Annotated in this window: 17 protein-coding genes and 1 pseudogene; 10 read left to right on the top strand and 8 right to left on the bottom strand. The window is 61.0% G+C overall.

Going from position 1 to position 21,005, the window contains the following annotated elements; genetic code table 11:
- The first annotated feature begins 88 nt into the window (after window positions 1-88).
- Window positions 89-2,152 (top strand): maltose alpha-D-glucosyltransferase, encoded by a 2,064-nt coding sequence (gene treS, locus FBY10_RS22150; RefSeq protein ID WP_145337768.1) that lies wholly within the window; start codon window positions 89-91, stop codon window positions 2,150-2,152.
- A 47-nt stretch (window positions 2,153-2,199) separates the two neighbouring features.
- Here the strand turns inward: treS and FBY10_RS22145 are convergent, their stop codons facing one another.
- A complete protein-coding gene (locus tag FBY10_RS22145) occupies window positions 2,200-2,895 on the bottom strand; it encodes a response regulator (protein WP_131696174.1) in 696 nt (231 codons plus the stop codon).
- Window positions 2,896-2,898: 3 nt separating this feature from the next.
- A complete protein-coding gene (baeS, locus tag FBY10_RS22140; RefSeq protein ID WP_131696175.1) occupies window positions 2,899-4,284 on the bottom strand; it encodes a sensor histidine kinase efflux regulator BaeS in 1,386 nt (461 codons plus the stop codon).
- Window positions 4,285-4,431: 147 nt separating this feature from the next.
- Between baeS and FBY10_RS22135 the strand changes: the two genes are divergently transcribed.
- From FBY10_RS22135 to FBY10_RS22115, 5 genes are all read left to right on the top strand, one after another.
- Window positions 4,432-5,601 carry an efflux RND transporter periplasmic adaptor subunit gene (locus tag FBY10_RS22135; RefSeq protein WP_145337769.1) on the top strand — a complete coding sequence of 390 codons (1,170 nt, stop codon included), beginning with the start codon at window positions 4,432-4,434 and terminating at the stop codon, window positions 5,599-5,601.
- 2 nt (window positions 5,602-5,603) lie between these two features.
- A complete protein-coding gene (locus FBY10_RS22130; protein ID WP_145337770.1) occupies window positions 5,604-8,717 on the top strand; it encodes an efflux RND transporter permease subunit in 3,114 nt (1,037 codons plus the stop codon).
- Window positions 8,714-10,099 carry an efflux transporter outer membrane subunit gene (locus tag FBY10_RS22125; RefSeq protein ID WP_145337771.1) on the top strand — a complete coding sequence of 462 codons (1,386 nt, stop codon included), beginning with the start codon at window positions 8,714-8,716 and terminating at the stop codon, window positions 10,097-10,099. Before FBY10_RS22130 ends, FBY10_RS22125 begins: the two co-directional genes overlap by 4 nt.
- Window positions 10,100-10,301: 202 nt before the next feature.
- The gene (gabP, locus tag FBY10_RS22120) at window positions 10,302-11,711 is read left to right on the top strand and encodes a GABA permease (RefSeq protein ID WP_145337772.1); all 1,410 of its coding nucleotides are present in this window, start codon (window positions 10,302-10,304) and stop codon (window positions 11,709-11,711) included.
- On the top strand, window positions 11,708-12,787 hold the full coding sequence (locus FBY10_RS22115) for a GlxA family transcriptional regulator (RefSeq protein WP_145337773.1): 1,080 nt from the start codon (window positions 11,708-11,710) through the stop codon (window positions 12,785-12,787). The genes gabP and FBY10_RS22115 overlap by 4 nt, the downstream gene beginning before the upstream one ends.
- 74 nt (window positions 12,788-12,861) lie before the next feature.
- Here the strand turns inward: FBY10_RS22115 and FBY10_RS22110 are convergent, their stop codons facing one another.
- From FBY10_RS22110 to FBY10_RS22090, 5 genes are all read right to left on the bottom strand, one after another.
- Window positions 12,862-14,370 (bottom strand): amino acid ABC transporter permease/ATP-binding protein, encoded by a 1,509-nt coding sequence (locus FBY10_RS22110; protein ID WP_145337774.1) that lies wholly within the window; start codon window positions 14,368-14,370, stop codon window positions 12,862-12,864.
- Between the two features lie 106 nt (window positions 14,371-14,476).
- Window positions 14,477-15,280: an ABC transporter substrate-binding protein gene (locus tag FBY10_RS22105; protein WP_131696639.1), complete on the bottom strand. Its 804-nt coding sequence runs from the start codon at window positions 15,278-15,280 to the stop codon at window positions 14,477-14,479.
- Window positions 15,281-15,357: 77 nt separating this feature from the next.
- Window positions 15,358-16,410 (bottom strand): isopenicillin N synthase family oxygenase, encoded by a 1,053-nt coding sequence (locus tag FBY10_RS22100; RefSeq protein ID WP_145337775.1) that lies wholly within the window; start codon window positions 16,408-16,410, stop codon window positions 15,358-15,360.
- A 13-nt stretch (window positions 16,411-16,423) separates the two neighbouring features.
- Window positions 16,424-17,275: a sugar phosphate isomerase/epimerase gene (locus tag FBY10_RS22095; RefSeq protein WP_131696183.1), complete on the bottom strand. Its 852-nt coding sequence runs from the start codon at window positions 17,273-17,275 to the stop codon at window positions 16,424-16,426.
- Between the two features lie 243 nt (window positions 17,276-17,518).
- Entirely contained in the window at window positions 17,519-18,559 is a 1,041-nt protein-coding gene (locus tag FBY10_RS22090; RefSeq protein WP_145337776.1) for a zinc-dependent alcohol dehydrogenase family protein, read from the bottom strand.
- Window positions 18,560-18,702: 143 nt separating this feature from the next.
- Here FBY10_RS22090 and FBY10_RS22085 point away from each other — a divergent pair, with 143 nt between their 5' ends.
- The 4 genes and pseudogenes from FBY10_RS22085 to FBY10_RS22070 all read left to right on the top strand — a co-directional run bounded on the left by FBY10_RS22085 (window position 18,703) and on the right by FBY10_RS22070 (window position 20,298).
- Window positions 18,703-19,185 (top strand): Lrp/AsnC family transcriptional regulator, encoded by a 483-nt coding sequence (locus FBY10_RS22085; RefSeq protein ID WP_131696185.1) that lies wholly within the window; start codon window positions 18,703-18,705, stop codon window positions 19,183-19,185.
- A gap of 90 nt (window positions 19,186-19,275) precedes the next feature.
- Window positions 19,276-19,587: a hypothetical protein gene (locus FBY10_RS32265; protein ID WP_371920988.1), complete on the top strand. Its 312-nt coding sequence runs from the start codon at window positions 19,276-19,278 to the stop codon at window positions 19,585-19,587.
- Window positions 19,588-19,592: 5 nt separating this feature from the next.
- Window positions 19,593-19,805, top strand: a pseudogene (locus FBY10_RS31845) (AraC family transcriptional regulator); the annotation flags it as partial.
- 295 nt (window positions 19,806-20,100) lie between these two features.
- The gene (locus FBY10_RS22070; RefSeq protein ID WP_027606646.1) at window positions 20,101-20,298 is read left to right on the top strand and encodes a hypothetical protein; all 198 of its coding nucleotides are present in this window, start codon (window positions 20,101-20,103) and stop codon (window positions 20,296-20,298) included.
- Between the two features lie 86 nt (window positions 20,299-20,384).
- Here FBY10_RS22070 and FBY10_RS22065 read toward each other — a convergent pair whose 3' ends face one another.
- Window positions 20,385-20,990 carry a cysteine hydrolase gene (locus FBY10_RS22065; protein WP_131696186.1) on the bottom strand — a complete coding sequence of 202 codons (606 nt, stop codon included), beginning with the start codon at window positions 20,988-20,990 and terminating at the stop codon, window positions 20,385-20,387.
- Between the last annotated feature and the right edge of the window lie 15 nt (window positions 20,991-21,005).

The raw sequence follows: 21,005 nt of genomic DNA, 5'->3' as shown, positions 1-21,005 counted from the left end.
CAGGCAAGCCACATTGCAATGCAACGAATGGCCCGCCGAACCCTCATATGTTCACGAGTAATGTTTAACGACGACAGGTACCAAGCTTATGACCGCGGCTGAAAACAACCATGTGAACTGGCTGGTGGAACAATCGATGCTGCACGCAGCACGCCAGCGCGCCAAGCTCTATTCGGGCCAGGGCCGGTTGTGGCAACAGCCGTATGCGCAGACCCGGCCGCGTGATGCTTCGGCTTTGTCGTCGGTGTGGTTTACCGCCTACCCGGCGTCGATTGTGACGCGCGAGGGCGGTACGGTGCTGGAGGCGCTGGGGGACGAGACGCTGTGGCACGCGCTGTCGAAAATCGGCATCCAGGGCATTCATAACGGCCCGCTGAAAAAATCCGGTGGCCTCACCGGCAACCAGCACACGCCAACCATTGACGGCAATTTCGACCGCATCAGCTTCGAGATCGACCCGCAGTTGGGCACCGAGGCGCAGTTGCAGGCGTTGACGCGCATGGCGGCGGCGCACAACGCGGTGATCATCGACGACGTGATTCCGTCCCACACCGGCAAGGGCGCGGACTTTCGCCTGGCGGAGATGGCCTACGAGGATTACCCCGGCCTTTACCACATGGTGGAGATCCGCGAGGAAGACTGGCCGTTGCTGCCCGATGTAGCCGAGGGCCGCGACGCGCAGAACCTCAGCCCGCTGCAAGTCGATGCCCTGCGCGACAAGCACTACATTGTCGGTCAGTTGCAGCGGGTGATTTTCTTCGAGCCCGGCGTCAAGGAAACCGACTGGAGCACTACGCCCGTGGTCATAGGCGTGGATGGCAAGCCGCGCCGCTGGGTGTACCTGCACTACTTCAAGGAAGGCCAGCCCTCGCTGAACTGGCTCGACCCGACCTTCGCCGCGCAGCAGATGATCATCGGCGACGCCTTGCACGCCATTGACGTGATGGGCGCGAAAATCCTGCGCCTGGACGCCAATGGTTTCCTCGGCGTGGAACGCACCCTCGATGGCACGGCCTGGTCCGAGAGCCATCCGCTGTCGATTACCGGCAACCAGTTGCTGGGCGGGGCGATTCGCAAGGCGGGCGGTTTCAGCTTCCAGGAGTTGAACCTCACGGTGGATGACATTGCGTCGATGTCCCATGGCGGTGCCGACCTGTCCTATGACTTCATCACCCGCCCGGCGTACCAGCACGCGCTGTTGATGGGCGACGCCGAATTCCTGCGCCTGATGCTGCGCGAAATGCATCGCCAGGGCATCGACCCCGGCTCGCTGATCCATGCGTTGCAGAACCACGATGAGCTGACCCTGGAGCTGGTGCACTTCTGGACGCTGCATGCCCACGACACCTTCCTGTATCAGGGCCAGACGTTCCCCGGCAATATCCTGCGCGAGCATATCCGCGAGCAGATGTACGAGCGCCTGGCCGGCGAGCACGCGCCGTATAACCTTAAGTTCGTGACCAATGGGGTGTCCTGCACCACCGCCAGCATCATCACGGCGGCGCTGGGCATTCGCGACCTGGAGGCGATCAGTGCTGCGGACATTCAACAGATTCGCCAGATCCACTTGCTGCTGGTGATGTACAACGCCATGCAGCCGGGGGTGTTCGCCTTGTCCGGCTGGGACCTGGTAGGCGCGCTGCCGTTGGCCGCCGAGGAAGTCGCGCACTTGATGCAGGATGGCGACACCCGCTGGATTCATCGCGGCGCCTACGACCTGGTGGACCTGAACCCGGACGCAGAATTGTCGGCCGGCCAGATGCCGCGTTCGAAAAGCCTCTACGGCAGCCTCAACAGTCAGTTGCAGGACCCGGAATCGTTTGCCTCGCAACTGCAAAAAATCCTCGCCGTGCGCCGTGCCTACGACATCGCCGCCAGCCGCCAGATACTGGTGCCAGACGTACAGAACCCTGGGCTGTTGATCATGGTCCACGAACTGCCGGCCAACAAAGGCACGCAAATCACCGCGCTGAACTTCGGCGCCACGCCGATCACCGAAACCCTGCACCTGCCGGACATCGCGGCGGGGATGGTGGTGGACATCATCAACGAACGGGTAGAAGGGGACCTGACTGCAGAGGGTGAGTTCACCATTACTCTGGATGCGTACGAGGGGTTGGCGCTGCGGGTTATCGGCAGCACGCCGATGTAACCCCAATCCTCCAAATACCGAAGAATCCAATGTGGGAGGGGGTGTTTTCAGGCATGTGGCTGCTTTTCAGCCAACTGAAACCGATACCCCACCCCATACAACGACTCAATCGGCGTTTCCCCCGGGCACACCTGTTCCAGCTTGCGCCGCAGATTGCGGATATGGCTGTCCACCGTGCGGTCGGTCACCACGCGGTGGTCGGAGTAGATGTGATCCAGTAATTGGTCGCGGGAAAATACGCGGCCGGCGGCGCGGGCAAAGGTGTTGAGCAGGCGCAACTCCAGAGGCGTGAGGTCCAGCGTGATGCCGTCCAGCGAGGCCTGGTAGCGGGCCTCATCGATCAGCAGGCGTGGCGCGCTGGTGTCCAGCAACTGCGGGCTGCGGCGCAGGATGGCCTTGACCCGGGCCACCACTTCGCGGGGGCTGAAGGGCTTGCAGATGTAATCGTCGGCGCCGAGTTCCAGGCCGAGCAGGCGGTCCACTTCTTCGACGCGGGCGGTGATCATGATGATCGGCACCGCGCTGAAACCACGCAGGTCCTGGCACAGCTGCATGCCGTCACGGCCGGGCAGCATCAAGTCGAGCAGGACCAATTTGGGTTCGTGGGCGCGCACGGCGGGCACCACGTGCAGGCCATTGTCCAGGCACAGGGTGGTGTAGCCGGCCGCCTCGAGGTAGTCCCGCATCAGGGCCGCGAGCTTGGGTTCGTCTTCGACGATCAGGATCGGCTGTTCATCGTTCATGGTTCACAGGCTCCGGGGCAGGCGCAGGATCAGCCACAGGCCGCCGTAGGGCGAGTGGTCGGCAACCAGGCTGCCATCGTGGGCGTTGGCGATGCTACGGCAGATTGCCAGGCCCAGGCCCGCGCCGCCATGCTCGCGGTTGCGCGATGACTCGCCGCGGTAGAACCGCTCGAACAAGCGTGGCAACTGGCTGGCGGACACGCCCGGCCCGGAGTCGAGAAAGTCGATACGCACCGTGTCGCGGTCGACACCGACACTGATGCGCAACGTGCCGTTGACGTCGGTGTAGCGCACGGCATTTTCCAGCAGGTTGGAAAACAATTGCTGCAAGCGACTGGCATCCGCCAGCAGCTCCACGGGCTGGCGCGGCAGCTCCAGGTCGATCTGCAACTGGCGGGCCGTGAAGCGCTCCCGGTACATCGCCAGGCTGTTTTCGAGCAAATCGTTCAGCCGACATGGGGCCTTGCGGTAGGTCAGGGCGCCCACGTCCGCCAGCGACAGTTCATACAGGTCATCCACCAGCTTGCTGAGCATGCTGACTTCGCCTTGCAGCGACTTCATTGAGCTTTGGTCAAGGCTGCGCACACCGTCCTCGATCGCCTCCAGTTCGCCGCGCAGCACCGACAGCGGCGTGCGCAGTTCGTGGGAGACATCAGCCATGAACTCCCGGCGCATTTTTTCGTTGCGCTCCAGGGTGTAGGCCAATTGGTTGAAGTCGCGGGACAATTGGCCGACTTCGTCGTCGGAGGCCACGGCCACGCGGCTGCCGTAATCGCCGCTGGCCAGACGGTGGGTGGCGGCGGCCACGCGCTTGACCGGCTCCAGCAGCGTGCGGGCGATCCACCAGGCTATCAGCATCGCCAGCAGCAACGAGAACACGCCCATCACCAGGCTGGTGCGCAGTTGGTACTGCTGGAAGCGTTCGCCACCGGCTTCGGTCACGCTCTGGAACGGCGTGACGGCCAGCCAGCCGACGGTTTCGCTGTTCACCACCACGGGCTGTATCAGCGCATCCTCGCCAATGGCCGGGTAGCCGGTGACGCGTTTCTTGTCTTTATCGAGGAGGGCGATGCGAAACAGTGCACCGGTCAAGTCCGACGCCAGCGGCGGGCGGAAATCATCCGACGCACGCGCTGCATCCGGGTCAGGCCGCATGACGTCAAACCAGCGATCCGGCCGATTGCGCAGAAAGTCCCAGTTGCCCTCACGTTGGTAAGCCGTGGCCAGGCGCGGCACCACCTGGGCCATGCGCTCCATTGCCTGCTCATTGATAAAGCCCAGGAACCCGCGACCAAAACTCCAACTGGTGGCCAGGCCCATGCTCAGGATGACCAGCAACACACCGGCCAGCACCGCGACAAACAACTTGGTGGAGATACTCAACTTCATGAATGGGGGCCGTAACCAAAGGGACGCGTCCATTTAGGCCCCCACGGACGAAAGATTCAACCCAGGCCGGCAATCTTCAATTTTCCTGCACATTTGCCTTTCAGCATGAGGGTGAGGCTTGCACCACCCCGTCTTGCAGAGGCAACTATGTCGACTAAATTTTTCGCCAAATACCTGGTAACCGCCGCGGTTCTCATGTCCTTCATCATTCTGGTGCTGCTCGGCGGCTGCTCGGCTGGCGACCCCGTGCCCGACGTCGCCACCCCCAAAGTCTCGGTGATCACCGTGCAACCCAAGAGCCAGGTGCGAACCACTGAACTGGCCGGGCGTACCCAGGCTTTTATGGTCGCCGAGATTCGCCCGCAGGTCGGCGGTATCGTGCAACAGCGCCTGTTTGTCGAAGGCGCCGAGGTGAAAGCCGGGCAGGCGCTGTACCAACTGGATGCGGCACCGTACAAGGCGGCGCTGGCTGAGGCGCAGGCGAGCCTGGCCAAGGCGCGCGCCACCTTGAAGTCGGCTCAGGCCACCGCCGCGCGTAATGCCCAGTTGGTGAAGATCGACGCCATCAGCCAGCAAACCAACGAGGACTCACAGGCCACCCTGCTGACCGCCGCCGCTGATGTTCAAGTGGCCCAGGCCGACCTCGACACCGCTCGCATCAACCTGGCCTACACCCGCATCAGCTCGCCGGTGGCCGGGCGCATTGAGACCTCCACGGTCACCCCCGGTGCATTGGTGGTGGCCAACCAGGACACCGCGCTGACCACCGTGCAGCAACTCGACCCGATCTATGTGGATGTGACCCAGTCCACCACTGAGTTGCTCGCCCTCAAGCGCGACCTGGCCCGTGGCGTATTGCAGGCCAATGGAGACGGCGAGGCCCGCATCAGCCTCAAGCTGGATGACGGCAGCGCCTACAACCACGACGGCCGTCTCAAGTTCAGCGGGGTGAGCGTCAACCAGGGCACCGGCACCGTGACCTTGCGTGCAGTGTTCGACAACCCGGAGCATTTGCTGATGCCCGGCATGTACGTGCGCGGCGTGTTAGAGCAGGCCCGCGATGACCAGGCGATCCTGGTCCCGCAAAAAGCCGTGAGCCGCAGCGCCAGCGGCGTGACCTCGGTGTTGCTGGTGGTTGACGGCAAGGTCGAGCAACGCGTGCTCACCGTTGACCGCGCCGTGGGCAACCAGTGGTGGGTCACCGCCGGTTTGAAGGCCGGTGACCAGGTGATCGTCGAGGGTGGGCAAAAAGTCCGCATCGGCGCCGTGGTCCAGACCCAGGCCGCAGATGCCGGCGCCCTGGCGCAGGAGGGTTGAACATGGCACGTTTCTTTATTGATCGACCGATTTTCGCCTGGGTCATCGCCATCGTGATCATGCTCGGCGGCGCGTTATCCATCAGCCAGTTGCCGCTGGAACAGTACCCGGACATCGCGCCGCCCACCGTGCGTATTTCCGCCACCTACACCGGCGCTTCGGCCAAGACCGTCGAGGACTCGGTGACCCAGGTCATCGAGCAGCAAATGAAAGGCCTGGACAACCTGACCTACATGTCGGCCTCCAGCAGTTCGGCGGGCAGTGCCAGTATCAGCCTGACCTTTGGCGCCGGCACCGACCCGGATGTGGCTCAGATGCAGGTGCAGAACAAGCTGCAACAGGCCGAGTCGCGCTTGCCGCAGTCGGTGCAGAGCGAAGGCCTGACCGTGACCAAGGGCGGCTCGGACTTTTTGATGATTGCCGCCCTGGCCTCGGATAATCCCAGTGTCACCGGCACCCAGATCGGTGACTACATCTCCAGCACCTTGCTCGATTCCATCAGCCGTATCGATGGGGTGGGGGACGTACAGACCCTCGGTTCGGGCTACGCCATGCGCATCTGGCTGAACCCGGCGCTGCTGGAAAAATACGCGCTGATGCCGTCGGATGTGAGCGCCGCGCTGGAGGCGCAAAACACCGAAGTGTCAGCCGGCCAGCTCGGCGCATTGCCGGCGGTGAAGGGCCAGCAACTCAATGCCACCATCAGCGCGCGCAGCAAACTGCAAACGGCCGAAGCGTTCCGCAATGTGGTGGTCAAGTCCAGTAGCGACGGCGCGGTAGTGCTGCTCGGCGACGTGGCGACCGTAGAGTTGGGCAGCGAGAGCTATGACATCAACTCGGCCCTCAATGGCAAGCCGGCCGCCGCCATGGGCGTGCAACTGGCGGCGGGCGCCAATGCGCTGGACGTGGGCGAGGCAGTCAAGGCCAAGCTCAAGGAGCTGGCGCCGTTTTACCCCACTGAAATGCAATTGAAGAACGTGATCGCCTACGACACCACGCCCTTTGTGAGCCTGTCCATTGAGGAAGTGGTCAAGTCCCTGGGCGAGGCCATCGTGCTGGTGGTGCTGATCATGTTCCTGTTCCTGCAAAACCTGCGGGCCACGCTGATCCCGGCGATCACTGTGCCGGTGGTCCTGCTGGGCACGTTGGGTGTGTTGGCGTTGTTCGGGTATTCGATCAATACCCTGACCATGTTTGCCATGGTCCTGGCCATTGGGTTGCTGGTCGACGATGCGATCGTGGTGGTGGAAAACGTCGAACGGGTGATGGCCGAGCAGGGCTTGTCGGCCCTGGCGGCCACGCGGCAATCGATGGATGAAATCACCAGTGCACTGGTCGGCATCGCCCTGGTGTTGAGTGCGGTGTTTATTCCCATGGCGTTTTTTGGGGGTTCCACCGGGATTATCTATCGGCAGTTTTCGGTGACCATCGTCTCGGCCATGGTGCTTTCGGTGGTGGTCGCGATGACCCTCACGCCGGCACTGTGCGCCACGTTGCTCAAGCCGGGGCACGCAGTTCAACGGGGTTTTTTCGGCTGGTTCAACCGTTCTTTTGAGCGTTGCTCCAGCGCGTATGAAGCGTTGGTCGGCGCTGTCCTGCAACGCTCACGGCCCAGCCTGGTGGTGTACGCGCTGATCGCCGCAGCCATGGCTGCGGGCTACGCCAGCTTGCCCACCTCGTTTCTGCCGGATGAGGATCAGGGCATTCTCATGGCGCAAATCCAGCTGCCAGTGGGGGCCACCGACAGCCGTACCCAGGCGGTGTTGCACCAGTTCGAGCAGTACATGCTCAAGCAGCCGGAAGTCGAGGCGATGATCAGCATCAGCGGCTTGGGTATGGGCGGCAACAGCCAGAACACCGCGCGTGCGTTTATTCGCTTGAAAGACTGGAGTGAGCGCTCAGACGATGCCGCCACGATTGCCCAACGCGCCACGTTGGCCCTGGCAAGCATTGGCGATGCCGATGTGTTCGTGATGCAACCGCCCGCCGTGCGAGGCCTGGGCCAGAGTTCAGGGTTTGATTTGCAGCTCAAGGACCTCGCCGGTCTTGGCCACGATGCGCTGGTGGCGGCGCGCGAGCAGTTTATCGCGCTGGCCAGGCAAGACCCGCGCCTGCTGGGCGTGCGCAGCAATGCCCTGGACGACGCACCGCAACTCAAAATCAGCATCGATGACCGCAAGGCGGGGGCCTTGAGCCTGAGCACCAGCGACATCAACAGCACCTTGTCCACGGCGTTGGGCGGTACGTATGTGAACGACTTCCTCAACCAGGGCCGCGTGAAGAAGGTTTACGTGCAGGGCGAGGCCAGCACCCGCATGCAAGCAGCGGATCTGGATCACTGGTTCGTGCGTAACAGCAACGATGAAATGGTGCCGTTTTCGTCATTTGCCAGCAGTGCCTGGAGCTATGGCTCGCCTTTGCTGGAGCGCTACAACGGCACATCCTCCCTGGAAGTGGTCGGTGACCCGGCGCCCGGCGTGAGTTCCGGCGCTGCGATGGACGCGGTGGAAGCGATTGCCCGGCAACTGCCCGATGGCATCGGCTACGAATGGACCGGCCAGTCCTACCAGTTGCGTCTGTCCGGGTCTCAGGCGCCTTTGCTGTATGCGGTGTCCATCCTGTTTGTGTTCCTGTGCCTGGCCGCACTGTACGAGAGTTGGTCGGTGCCATTCTCGGTGATTCTGGTAGTGCCGCTGGGCATCGTCGGCGCGGTGTTGGCCACGCGATTGACCGGGTTGAGCAATGACGTGTACTTCCAGGTCGGCCTGCTGAGTACCGTAGGGCTGGCGGCGAAGAACGCGATCCTGATCGTTGAGTTTGCCAAGCACCTGCAAGAGCAGGGCAACAGCCTGCGCGAGGCGACGCTGATCGCCGTGCGCCAGCGCTTGCGGCCGATCCTGATGACCTCCCTGGCCTTCATGTTCGGCGTGCTGCCCCTGGCCGTGAGCAGTGGCGCAGGTTCCGCTGGGCGTCGGGCCATCGGTACCGGCGTGCTGGGCGGCATGTTCAGCGCCACGGTGCTGGGGATCTTCTTTGTACCGCTGTTTTTTGTGTTGATCCGCCGCCGATTTGGCCGTGTCAGCACGACGCCCATTGTCGAAAAAGGTGACGCATGATTCGCTTTCTCTGCCCATTAATGGCCGCATTGGTCCTGAGTGGCTGCATCAACCTGGCGCCTCACTATCAGCAGCCCGAGGCTCCGGTGCCTGGCGAATGGCAAGCGGGTGTGCAGGGTGAGGTGCCGGCCGACATCCAGTGGCAGCAGTTCTTTACCGACCGCCGCTTGGCAAACCTGCAAACCCTGGCCCTGGCCAATAACCGCGACCTGCGCCTGGCCAGCCTGAATATCGAGAAGGCCCAGGCGCAATACCGCATCCAGCGCGCCGCGGCGTTCCCGACCATCGACGCCAGTGTCAGCGGTACCCATAGCCGCACGCCGGGTTCGCTGTCCAGCAGCGGCACGGCCGTCACCAGCCACGACTACAGTGCGCAACTGGGGCTGAGCAGCTATGAAGTCGACGTGTTCGGCCGCGTGCAGAACCTGCAGGACGAAGCGCTGGAAGACTACCTGGCGCTGACCGAAACCCGGCGCAGTACGCAAATCAGCCTGGTGGCAGAAGTGGCCACCGCCTGGCTGACCCTGGCCGCCGACAACGAGCACCTGCACCTGGCCGAGGAGACCCTGGCCAGCCAGCAATCCACCTACGAATTGACCCAGCGCAGCCACGCCCTGGGTGGTTCGACAGCGTTGGCCGTGGCCCAGGCGCAGACCACCGTCGAGTCGGCGCGGGTCGATGTGGCCGAGTATCAGAGCCAGATTCTCCAGGACCGCAACGCCTTGCGCCTGCTGGTTGGCAGCGACATCCCAGACGCCTTGCTGCCCGACGCCCACCTGCAATCGGCGGCGGCGTTGGTGCAGGTGCCGGCCGAACTGCCGTCGAGCCTGTTGCAGCGACGCCCCGATGTTCTCGCGGCGGAACACAGCCTCAAGTCCGCGAATATTGACATTGGCGCGGCCCGTGCGGCGTTTTTCCCCAGCATCAGCCTCACCGCGAATGCGGGCTCCGCCAGTTCGTCACTGTCCAGCCTGTTCAAGGCCGGCAGCGGCGCCTGGACCTTCGCCCCGAGCATCAGCGTGCCGATCTTCGATGCCGGCAGTAACCGCGCGACCCTGGATGCCGCCAAAGTCGAGAAAGAGATCCAGGTGCAGACCTACCAGCAAACCCTGCAAACCGCGTTCAAGGAAGTCGCCGATGCCCTGGCCGTGCGCAGCACCCTGGACCAGCGTCTCACCGCCCAGCAAGCGCTGACCGAGGCGAGCCAGAAGAGCTACGACCTGTCCGACGCGCTCTACCGCGCCGGCTCGCAAAGCTACCTCGAAGCCCTGGACTCCCAGCGCTCGCTGTACAGCGCCCAGCAGGACCTGATCACCCTGCGCCTGGCAGAGCAGAGTAATCGGGTGAGTTTGTATAAGGTGATGGGGGGAGGGTGGCAGTAGTCCCAGGTGTGCTGTGGTTAGCGAGGCTCTGCGATGCGGCTAAGCAGCCTGTCTCGATGTCGATATCAGGCGACTGAGTGCCGTTATCAGGCTGTTTTCGCGGCAGGGATGCCGCGTACTGTGACTCGTCATTAAGAAACGATGATCGCCTGACCCTCCAGTCAGTACGTCTTAACGTCGATCACAGAGAATAAAAACAACGATGAATAGCCTGAGTTCCAAGGATTCAAACGGCCAGTTGGCGCAGGGCTTCAAGCCGCGCCATGTCACCATGCTCTCCATCGCAGGCATTATCGGCGCGGGGTTGTTTGTCGGGTCCGGGCACGCCATTGCGGCGGCGGGGCCGGCGGTGATGCTGGCGTATCTGTTTTCCGGCCTGTTGGTCGTGCTGGTCATGCGCATGCTGGGGGAGATGGCGGTGGCCAATCCGGACACCGGCTCATTCTCGACCTACGCCGACCAGGCCATCGGCCGCTGGGCCGGGTTTACGATCGGCTGGTTGTACTGGTGGTTCTGGGTGCTGGTGATTCCCATCGAAGCCTTGGCCGCCGGGCATATCCTCAACCAGTGGTTCCCCCAGATCGACGCTTGGCTGTTTGCCTTGTTGTCGATCTTTTTGTTGGTGGTCACCAATTTGTTCAGCGTCTCCAAGTACGGCGAATTCGAGTTCTGGTTTGCCATGGCCAAGGTCGTGGCGATCATCGGCTTCATCGGCCTGGGAGGCGCAGTGTTGATGGGCTGGATTCCCGAGCGGGAGGCCAGCGGCTTGAGTCGCTTGATGGAAGAACACGGTGGTTTCGCACCTAACGGCCTGTCTGCGGTGGTCGGGGCTTTCATTACCATCATGTTCAGCTTTATTGGCACGGAAGCCGTCACCATTGCGGCAGCCGAGTCCAGCAACCCGGCGCAGAATATCGCCCGGGCCACGCGCTCGGTGATGTGGCGTATCGGCGTGTTTTACGTGTTGTCGATCTTTGTGGTGATTTCCGTGGTGCCGTGGAATGACCCGCTGTTGGCGTCGGTAGGCTCTTATCAACGTGCCCTGGAACTGATGAACATTCCCCACGCCAAGTTACTGGTGGACGTGGTGGTGTTGATCGCCGTGGCCAGTTGCATGAACTCGTCCATCTACATTGCTTCGCGCATGCTGTATTCCCTGGGCAAGCGTGGGGACGCGCCAGCGCTGATGAAAAAGACCTCGGCGGCGAGTGTGCCAAGGGCCGCCGTGATCGCCAGCACGGTCCTCGGTGCCGGTGTGACCTTGCTCAGTTACTTCATGCCGGCCGGGCTGTTCCAGTTTCTGCTGGCCAGTTCGGGGGCCATCGCCTTGCTGGTGTACCTGGTGATCGCCGTTTCGCAGCTGCGCATGCGCAAGGTCCTGCAGCGCCGCAATGTCACGCTGACGTTCAAGATGTGGCTGTTTCCCTGGCTGACCTGGGTGGTCATTGTCTTCATCTGTTGCGCATTGGCGGTGATGCTGTTGACCCCCGAGCATCGCTTCGAGGTGTCTTCGACGATCATCCTGGCCTTGCTGATTTCCTTGGTCGGCGTCCTGACTGCACGCCAACCCGAACCTGAGCGCAAGTCGATGCCGGTCGCCTCGCAGCCATGAACGCTCGGCCGGTGACCCGCCTGGTGTTTGTGTTGCTGGACCAGTTCACCCTGATCTCACTGGCGTCTGCCGTAGAGCCGCTGCGCATGGCCAACCAGCTATCAGGCCAGGAACTCTACTCTTGGCAGACGGCCAGCACCGACGGTAATCCCGTATGGGCAAGCGATGGCATGCCCATCACACCTGACTGTTCGATAGGCAGTGCGCCTTGCGCCGATATCGTGCTGGTGTGCGGCGGTACGGGCATTCAAGGCACGGTGACCGACGAGTTGATGAAGTGGTTGCGTACCCAGGCACGTTATTCGAAGCGTCTGGGTGGTATTTGTACCGGCAGTTGGGTATTGGCCCGGGCGGGGTTGCTCGACGGGTTTGAATGCAGTGTGCATTGGGAATGGCTGGCGGCCATGCAGGAAGCCTTTCCACGGGTGAGCCTCAGCGCCAGCGTGTTTACCCTCGACCGCGATCGCCTGACCAGCTCGGGCGGCACCGCGCCCATGGATATGATGTTGCACCTGATTGGGCGTGAGCATGGGCACGAGCTGTCGGCGGCGATTTCGGACATGTTCGTGTACGAGCGCATGCGCAATGAGCAAGACCATCAGCGCGTGCCGCTCAAGCACATGCTCGGCACCCAGCAACCGAAGCTGCAGGAAATCGTCGCGCTGATGGAGGCCAACCTGGAAGAACCGATCAACCTGGATGAACTGGCGGAGTATGTGGCCCTGTCACGGCGTCAGCTTGAGCGAATGTTCCAGAAGTACCTGCACTGTTCACCCTCGCGCTACTACCTGCGGTTGCGGCTGATCCGCGCGCGCCAGTTGCTCAAGCAAACCCCCATTTCGATCGTGGAGCTGGCCTTGCTCTGCGGGTTTGTGTCCACACCGCACTTCTCCAAATGCTACCGCGAGTACTTTGGTGTGCCGCCCAGTGACGAGCGCCTGGTGACGGCAGGAGAGCGAGCCGTCATTCTGAAGCCGATGATTCGCGCCGTACCGATGCCGATGCCGATGAGTGCCTTGGAGCAGGCGCGGGGGGAATCGACGTTTGCCAGTGTCCGGCTCAAGGCACGGAGCTGAGAGCACAGTGAGTGGGTGTGAGCGCTGATCAGCGACGCTTGCGTTTCGAGTTTCAGGCCCCACTCACGCCGGGTTTAAACCCGCATAAATGCCTTGATTCTCTCGCCGCACTGATCGGCACGAATCATCCCAGGCGCCGCATCCAGCGCAACCAGGCCGTCTTCCATGAAAATCACCCGGTCGGAAATGGACAGGGCGAAGTCCATCTCGTGGGTCACGATCAGCATGGTCATGCCTTCTTTTGCCAGGTCGCCGATGACCTTGAGCACGTCGCCCACCAGTTCCGGGTCAAGGGCTGACGTCGGCTCATCAAACAGCATGATGTGCGGGTCCATGGCCAATGCGCGGGCGATTGCCACGCGTTGTTGCTGACCCCCAGATAACTGATGCGGATATTTTTGTGCGTGAGCCAGCAGTCCGACCTTGTCCAGCAGGGCGTAGGCGCGCTGTTCGCTGATGAGTTGGTCGCGGCCGTGATAGCGCGGCGCGAGGGTAACGTTGTCGAGAATCGTGCGATGAGGAAACAGGTTGAAGCTCTGGAACACCATGCCGATGTGCTGTACCCCACAGCGTACTTGTTGCGTGTTGGTGTTGTCACCGGCGTGGATATAGCTTTCGCCGAACAGAATGATCTCGCCCTGGTCGATGCTTTCCAGGGCGTTGACGGTGCGAATCAGCGAGGTTTTTCCCGAGCCCGAGGGGCCGATGATGGAAATCACCTGACCCACATTTACATCAAGGTTGATGCCCTTGAGCACAGCATGCTGGCCGTAGCGCTTGTGAATGTTGACCAGTTGCAGGGCGGGTGCGGAGCCAGGCCCAGGCGCTTTACCAGCGCTTGTCGAAGGGGGCGTCGCCCGTGACGCGCGTAGACGCCCCACGCTGATGTCATCCAGCGTTTGGGGTGTGCGGTTGTTGAGTTCCAGGTGGTGCTCCAGCCAATGAAACAGCCAGCCGAGCACGGTCACGATCAGCACGTAATACACCGCCACAGCCGAGAGGGTTTCCATGACCAGGAAGTTTTGCGCGTAAAGGCGCTGGCCCACGGTCAACAGTTCGGTCAAGGAAATCACCGAGACCAGCGAGGTCAGTTTCACCACGGTGATGTATTCGTTGATCAGCGTCGGCAGGGAAATGCGGAACGCCTGTGGGATCACGATCAGACGCTGTAAACCGAGCAGGCCGATGCCCAGCGCGCGGCCGGCCTCTTTTTGTCCTTTGGCCACGGATATCAAGCCGCCACGGTGGATTTCCGCCATATAGGCCGCTTCGGTGACCACCAGGGCCAACAGGCCGGAATAGAACGGGTTGGACAGTACCCCCCGGGTGACCGGGAACATCTGCGGCAGGTTATAGACGAACACCACCAATACCAGCAGCGGCACGCTGCGAAAGAACCAGATATAAATCGACGCCGGCACGCTGATCCAACGCGTGGCCGAAAGCTTGGCCCAAGCCAGCAGGAAGCCCAGCAGCATGCCGATGAACCAGGCCAACGTGCTGAGCTCCACCACCGTAATGCAGGCTTTCCAGAAGTCCGAGAGCGAAAACAGAGAAAAAAAGTAAGGCCATTCAAATTGCATGTGTACCTCCAACTGCTGGCGTCGACGCAGGCTTCACCTGGGCCGGGCAGTCAAGCGAAAGCCGCCGACGGTGGGAGCGGCTTCGCTCCCACAGGGCTGCACTGAGTCAGTTAGTCGGTTCTTCTAGGTTGTATTTCTTCAACAGCGCGGCGTACTCACCGGACGCCTTGCTCGCCTCAAAGGCCTTGAGCAGTGCCTGATAGAGCGCGTCGTTGCCTTTCTTGACGTAAATACCCAGCGTTTGCTGGTAGATCGAGTGCTCGGTGCTGACCACGACGCGACCCTTGGTACGTTCTGCGATCATGCCGGCGGCGCCGTCGATCTCGACCTGAGCCTGCACATTGCCGGAGAGCAGCGCCTGGGTCACTTCGGGTGCGGACGGGAACTCGCTGACCATAATCGCGCCCTTGTTATTCGGGGTGCAGTAGTCCGTCGAGAGCGTGTTGAACTGCGCCACCCACGTGGTGCCTTTTTCCAGGCCGACTTTCAGGCCGCAGAGGTCTTCCGGTACTTTCGGTTTCAGCGGGCTGTCTTTAAGCACCATGATCGCTGCGCCGGTCTTGGCGTACGGGATGGTTTGCGCTTGCGTCTGCCGCTGGGGCGTGATGTACATGCCGGAGATGATCGCGTCGTAGTGACCGGCGTTCAGGCTGAGGATCAGGTTGGAAAACTTGGTGTCAACGAAGTCGGCCTTGAGGTCCAGGTGCTTGGCGAGCAGGTGCGCCAGCTCGGGGTCGGAACCGACGACGTTTTTATGTTCGTCGTATGACTCGAAGGGCGGATAGGTGATTTCCATGCCGACCTTGAGTATGCCGGGTGTCACCGTCGTTGCGGCATGGGCGCCAGCTGCACCAAGGAGTGCGACGGCCAGCAGGGTCAAGCGGACAGCATTATTGATTGGATTGCGCATCATCGATGACTCCACGTCGGTAAAGTAGGGCTGGGCGGGTGGTTAAACAGGGCGGTGTGACCAGGCTGAGGGTTGCATCAGGACGCGTCCTGCGCCTGGCTCTTTAAGTGACCGAAGCTCGATGGCTTGCGCGCTTTCTCGTACAGCTTGAGTTCGCCCCGTTCGACTTTGCGGCGCAGGTACTGATAGGTCTGCAGCGCTTGGCCGAACATGTGCTCACCGATGGTGATTTCCTCGTAATCCTTAGCGCCTTCAAGAAACTGTGGCAGTGGCTTGATCTGCGTATGGAAGTCGCATGCGTAGAAGAGTGGGAAGGCGTAGCGCTCTTCACTGACGGTTCGCACTCGGTGAGCCGTAGCGACGAACGTACCCGCAGTCATGACCTCCAGCATGTCGCCGATGTTGACCACAAAGGCACCTTCCACGGGCGGCGCATCAATCCAGTGCCCCTGATCGTTCATCACCTCGAGGCCTGGCTTGTCGGCAAGCAAAATGGTGAAGCACTCATAGTCGGTATGCGCACCAATGCCGGGTGCGTCTTGGGCGGCCAGGTCAAATGGGTAGTGAATCAGGCGCAGTTTCGACGGTGGGCGGGTAACCAGTGCTTCGAAATAGTCCTCTTCCAGGCCCAATGCGAGCGCGAAGCCCTTGAACAGGCGACGACCCAACGCAAACACCGCTGCGTAGTAAGCTTCGACGGCGGGACGGAAACCCGGCAGGTCTGGCCATTCATTGGCGCCGATCAATGGGGTCCCGGCCATGACCAGCGGATCGTCTTCGCCTACTTCAAAACCGACATCGAAGGCTTCCTTGTGATCGGGTTTGCCTTTGGCATAGACCTCTTCGCCTTCAGGCACAAAACCCTTGTGGCTGCGGGAGGTGCCGATGTAGTGCTGCATCTTGTACGCAAGGGATTGCGCAAACAGGTCCTTTGCCGCGTGACGCAAGCCGTCGATCAGCGACGACTCGATGCCGTGGTTCTTGATGTACAGAAAACCCACTGCGCGGGCGGCGTTACCGAGCTCTTCGGCCACTGCCTGGCGCTGTGTGATGTCGTCGCTGTACAGCCCGGCGATGTCCACCAGCGGAATGCGATTGAAGTTGGCGGCCTTTGGCGTTTTGTCAGGCATGTGGGAACGCTCCTTATCGGGTTGAGGCACCGCTGAAGCGGCGGAAATGCTCGCGCTCGGTGTTTGCCATCCACACATTCAGCGACCACAGGTCGGCCACCGGCACATTGGTGAAGGGCAGGTGATGCAGATAGCCGTCGGCACCGAACTCCGGTGTCAGCGTGCTGACCTGATAGCCGCGGTTTTCCTGGGATCGCCAGATGGCCTCCCAATGTTGCTGATGGAAGGCCAGCGCCTGGGCATACTCGGGGGCGGCGGGGTGGGGAACCTGGGGCCCCTGGTCATAACCGACCCGGGCTTGAATGTGGTGAACGCGTTCGACGAAGGCGCTGAGGTCGTCTTCCGGATCGTTGAGCAGGCGCTCGCAGGTGACGACCCAATGACTGATGTCGCTGGTGAAGCGCAGGTCCGGCAGTTGACGAATCAGCTCGAGGGTGACCCAGGGGTTGAACAACGAGCGCGCACGATGGGTTTCAAAGGCGCATACCTGGCCGTGCTTGCGCGCGACGTCCATCGCGCGGCCAAAGAAGTCGACTTGCTGTGCCAGTGGCCAGCGGTCGTTGCCAGCCAGCAGGTTGATGAAGCGCGGCGATAACTCAGCCGCCCAACCGAGTTTTTTATCGAGGTCCAGAAGGTGTTCGTCGACGCTCGCCGATTGTTGCGGCAGAACATCGTAGGCGCTGAAGACGGTACTGATATAGCTGACGTGGTTGGCGCGTAGAAAGGCTGCGAACTCGGCGCGTTCGCTGGCGGTCATCGGCAGGCGAGCTTCCATGCCATCGAACCCGGCTTCAAGCAGCTCCTCCAGCGCTTGTGCCTTGCTCGCGGTGTAGCCCCACAACGTTCGGAATATTTCCAACTTCATCGATCTGCTCCAAAGGTGCCTTCGCATGATTGACACAGCGGCGTTGCGGCGTTAACCGAAACGCACAAAAAACGGCAGTGACAATCAGAAAAGGCAATCTTCGGGCCGCATCTCTGTGGAAAGGCTCCTTTGTTGCCGCCAATAGTAGGGAGGGGCGGTTGGCGGAAAGAATAGGGAAGTGCAAATAGATAGTTCAGAGATTTCTAAACTATTGTTCAGTGCGGCTCAGGGTGGCGTCATGCGTTAAAACTCGGTTATGACGGTTACACCTGCCGTCTCGAAGCGGTCCATGTTCGTCAACGCATCGATGGACTGCGCCAGGCTGATGGTTTTACCCACGAGTTTTTCAGGTGCCAGCTTGCCTGAGGTGATCATCTCGATCATGGCGCCATAGCGATGCGCTTGCATCCCGTGGCTACCGTAGATCTCAAGTTCATGGGCGATAACCTTGCTCATGGGGATTGCCGGCGTGGCGTGATCAGCGAGCATCAGCCCGACCTGGACGTGCTTGCCGCGACGGCGCAGGTTGTTGATGGAGTTGAAACAGGTGGTTGGGTGGCCTAATGCGTCCAGCGAGACGTGGGCACCGCCCTGGGTGATTTCCAGCACGGCTTCGGTGACGTCTGCGACGCACTGGGCATTAAGGGTGGCGACAGCGCCGAGCGCGCGTGCCAGGTCGAGTTTTTCCTGGGAAATATCGATGGCGATCACGTTTGCGCCAATGGCCTGGGCGATCATCACCGCAGACAGGCCTACGCCACCACAGCCGTGAACCGCTACCCACTGACCGGCGCTGACGTTGCCTTGGTCGACGATTGCACGGAACGAGGTGGCGAAGCGACAACCCAGGCTTGCGGCGGTAGCGAAGTCCATGCTCTCAGGCAGCGCGACCAGGTTCAGATCGGCCTGGTGGATGCCGACGTACTCGGCAAAAGAACCCCAATGAGTGAAGCCCGGCTGGAATTGCGTGTGGCAGACCTGCTGATTGCCGCTGTTGCACTGCGCACAAGCACCACACCCGCCCACGAACGGCACGGTCACGCGGTCACCGACCTTCCACCGCGTGACGTCGTTGCCCACTTCGGCCACGATGCCCGCCAGTTCATGACCCGGTACATGGGGCAGTTCAATGTCGGGGTCGTGACCTTTCCAGCCATGCCAGTCGCTGCGGCACACCCCGGTGCCAAGCACCTGGATCACCACACCATGACGTTCCGGGGATGGGTCTGCCACGTTCATCAGGCGCGGCGGCTTGGAAAAGGCTTCGTAGACGACTGCTTTCATTCAAATTACCTAGGCTTGGAGGGGCGATTCAGGTATTGCCATTATGAATGAGCGCCTTGAAATTACCTTTCAAGTTGCAATTGACCGAACGCAAGAATTGAAATTAACCTTCATTTTAAAGTCAGAATTTGAGGAGTTATTTCATGATTGAGCAGCTCGATAAGGCGGACATTGCAATATCGGAGCGTTTGCAGCGGGACGGCAAGCTGTCGAATGTCAAGCTGGCCGAGCAGTTGTCCCTCAGCGAAGCGTCCTGTTGGCGCAAGCAAAGACGGCTGGAAGAATGCGGGGTTATCGAGGGATACCAAGCCATTCTCAATCGAAAGAAACTCGGGTTGGGCCTGAAGGCCTTTGTCCAGATCTCCTGCACGGATCACAGCGAAGAAGCCACGGCAAGGTTTGAAAAGATTATTCAGGCGGCCCCGCAGGTATTGAGTTGCCATAACACAACGGGGGAGGCGGACTTTCTACTTGAGGTGGTTGCACGGGACTTGGACAGCTATAGCCGCTTTGTCGAAACAGTGCTGAGGAAGCTCCCTGGGGTTTCAAGTATTCGCTCGAACCTCTCCCTGCGCGAGATGAAGACCACCCATCGACTGCCCGTCAGCGAGCTCTTGAGTATCTGAAGGCTGTCAGGCAGGACGAGAGTCATCGTTCGCCCGGACAATCGAGCATTTCGGCACTGTTATCGAGCATTTCGGCACAGTCCCCCGTCTTTGTTCAACCTAGACTCGAGCTTCACTTTCAGACTCAGCTGGAGCGGCGATGAACATCAGATTAATCCTGCCTGCACTCTCCATGGCCGTAACACTCAGTGGCTACGCTGCGGACTTCTCACTGACCAGCCGGGGTTCGGTGGCGCTTGCCCTCCTGTCGAGGATAAACCCCATCGCTATCAATTCACCGTGTGGGCCTTGAAAGCCGACAAGCTACCGCTCGACAACCAGGCCAGCGGAGCCTTGGTAGGTTACATGCTCAACGCCAACGTCCTGGCCAAAGCGACCATTACTTCAACTTACGGACGTTAAGCACGATGTGCCGTTGGGACGGCATACAGCACCGGGAAAATATTATCGATGCATCTGTCATACGGGCGCGACATGCCCTTACCTTGCCAAAGGTGCCGGTGTTCGTGACCACTTTGTGTCGAGTGCGGCAGGGGGAAAAACTGTTGCAATGGGATGACCGGGAAATGCGCGCAGGGCCTCAGCATCTGATTCTGATGCCGGCCGGGCGCGAGCCAGGTGCTGACGTTTACCGATGGGTACCGGACCAGGCCGTCTGGCGTTAGTGCTACCGTTTACGCAGCCCCGCTGGAGCCTGCTGGATGACTCATTCAATTTCAGTTCACCACATCGCAATGCCTCCAGCCGCGCCATCCGGGAAATACCCACGGCGCCGAATGGATCGAAATACACACCGGCAGGGTCACCTTGTGCCAGTCTGGGCGCGTCCATTCGTCTGTTGCCCGGCACTCTGGGGGGCATGGCGTTTCTCAACCTTAAGCACGGATATCCCGAGCCCAAGAACGGAGAGCCAGCATGGAAATCAATGAGAATGCCCCGGGCAACATTTCACAGCAGGCTGTAACGCGCGGCACGGACAACGAGACAGGGCACGACCCGAAGCGTGATGAGGATAAGATCCCGCTGCCGCCGGACGACGATGCCCCCCTTGAAGAGGATATGTCTGATGTGGACGCCGCCGATTCAGTGGCGAGCGAACACCCTGACAACTGAGGTGTTTCAGTTCAACGAACCCGGCCAGGGTGTCGCAGGTGACTGCGAATCCGAAGGCGGCTGTAAAGCCGCCTCCTGGGCGATGGCTAGCGGGCGTTCAGCCCGTTGAGAAACTCGGTGTGTTGCAACGTCCTGGAAAACATCGGCAGCGTGAAGCGTTCGGCAGCCTGTTGTTGCTCGTCGGTGAAGGTCGCGGTGCAATCGATCAGCGTTACCACGTTATAGCCCTTCTCATAACCTGATCGAACCGTGCCTTCGACACAGCAGTTGGTCAGGAAGCCCGCCACCACCAGGGTCTGGATGCCGTTGTTGCGCAGCACCAAATCCAGGCCCGTGGTGGCGAAACCGTCCAGCCCGCGCTTGCCCTCCACGAGGATGTCGCCGGCTTCCCGGGTAATCGCTTCGCTGATGTCGGCGCCCCAACTGCCGGTGCGAAAGGCGCTGCCATCGGCAACGCCCTTGAGAATCCCGTAGTCGCGGGTGGTCAGCTCCGGGTAGCCCTCGGCGAATTGGATCGGCAGGTGGATGATCTTCACGCCGAGCGTGCGCGCCTGTTCAACCGTGGTGGCGGTGTTCGCGAGCATATTGGACGTGTGCATCACGTCTTTGACGGCGTCATGGAACACGCCGCCTTCGGTGGTGAAGTCGTTTTGGTATTCGATCAGCACAAGGGCGGTGGTGTGGGGGTTCATGTCGGGTCTCCGATA

This window comes from Pseudomonas sp. SJZ103, from assembly GCF_007828335.1.
In the GTDB taxonomy this organism is placed as follows: Bacteria; Pseudomonadota; Gammaproteobacteria; order Pseudomonadales; family Pseudomonadaceae; genus Aquipseudomonas.
The sequence above is the reverse complement of the archived record's forward strand: the minus strand, read 5'-3'. Positions and strand labels throughout refer to the sequence as shown.

What these genes read in the sequence shown, in the direction of transcription:
- gabP (WP_145337772.1), top strand. Translation starts at nt 10,302, where the DNA reads ATGAATAGCCTGAGTTCCAAGGATTCAAACGGCCAGTTGGCGCAGGGC.
- FBY10_RS22145 (WP_131696174.1), bottom strand. Translation starts at nt 2,895, where the DNA reads ATGAACGATGAACAGCCGATCCTGATCGTCGAAGACGAACCCAAGCTC.
- FBY10_RS22065 (WP_131696186.1), bottom strand. Translation starts at nt 20,990, where the DNA reads ATGAACCCCCACACCACCGCCCTTGTGCTGATCGAATACCAAAACGAC.
- FBY10_RS22105 (WP_131696639.1), bottom strand. Translation starts at nt 15,280, where the DNA reads ATGCGCAATCCAATCAATAATGCTGTCCGCTTGACCCTGCTGGCCGTC.
- FBY10_RS22125 (WP_145337771.1), top strand. Translation starts at nt 8,714, where the DNA reads ATGATTCGCTTTCTCTGCCCATTAATGGCCGCATTGGTCCTGAGTGGC.
- FBY10_RS22130 (WP_145337770.1), top strand. Translation starts at nt 5,604, where the DNA reads ATGGCACGTTTCTTTATTGATCGACCGATTTTCGCCTGGGTCATCGCC.
- FBY10_RS22085 (WP_131696185.1), top strand. Translation starts at nt 18,703, where the DNA reads ATGATTGAGCAGCTCGATAAGGCGGACATTGCAATATCGGAGCGTTTG.
- FBY10_RS22090 (WP_145337776.1), bottom strand. Translation starts at nt 18,559, where the DNA reads ATGAAAGCAGTCGTCTACGAAGCCTTTTCCAAGCCGCCGCGCCTGATG.
- FBY10_RS22100 (WP_145337775.1), bottom strand. Translation starts at nt 16,410, where the DNA reads ATGCCTGACAAAACGCCAAAGGCCGCCAACTTCAATCGCATTCCGCTG.
- FBY10_RS22135 (WP_145337769.1), top strand. Translation starts at nt 4,432, where the DNA reads ATGTCGACTAAATTTTTCGCCAAATACCTGGTAACCGCCGCGGTTCTC.
- FBY10_RS22095 (WP_131696183.1), bottom strand. Translation starts at nt 17,275, where the DNA reads ATGAAGTTGGAAATATTCCGAACGTTGTGGGGCTACACCGCGAGCAAG.
- baeS (WP_131696175.1), bottom strand. Translation starts at nt 4,284, where the DNA reads ATGAAGTTGAGTATCTCCACCAAGTTGTTTGTCGCGGTGCTGGCCGGT.
- treS (WP_145337768.1), top strand. Translation starts at nt 89, where the DNA reads ATGACCGCGGCTGAAAACAACCATGTGAACTGGCTGGTGGAACAATCG.
- FBY10_RS22070 (WP_027606646.1), top strand. Translation starts at nt 20,101, where the DNA reads ATGGAAATCAATGAGAATGCCCCGGGCAACATTTCACAGCAGGCTGTA.
- FBY10_RS22110 (WP_145337774.1), bottom strand. Translation starts at nt 14,370, where the DNA reads ATGCAATTTGAATGGCCTTACTTTTTTTCTCTGTTTTCGCTCTCGGAC.
- FBY10_RS22115 (WP_145337773.1), top strand. Translation starts at nt 11,708, where the DNA reads ATGAACGCTCGGCCGGTGACCCGCCTGGTGTTTGTGTTGCTGGACCAG.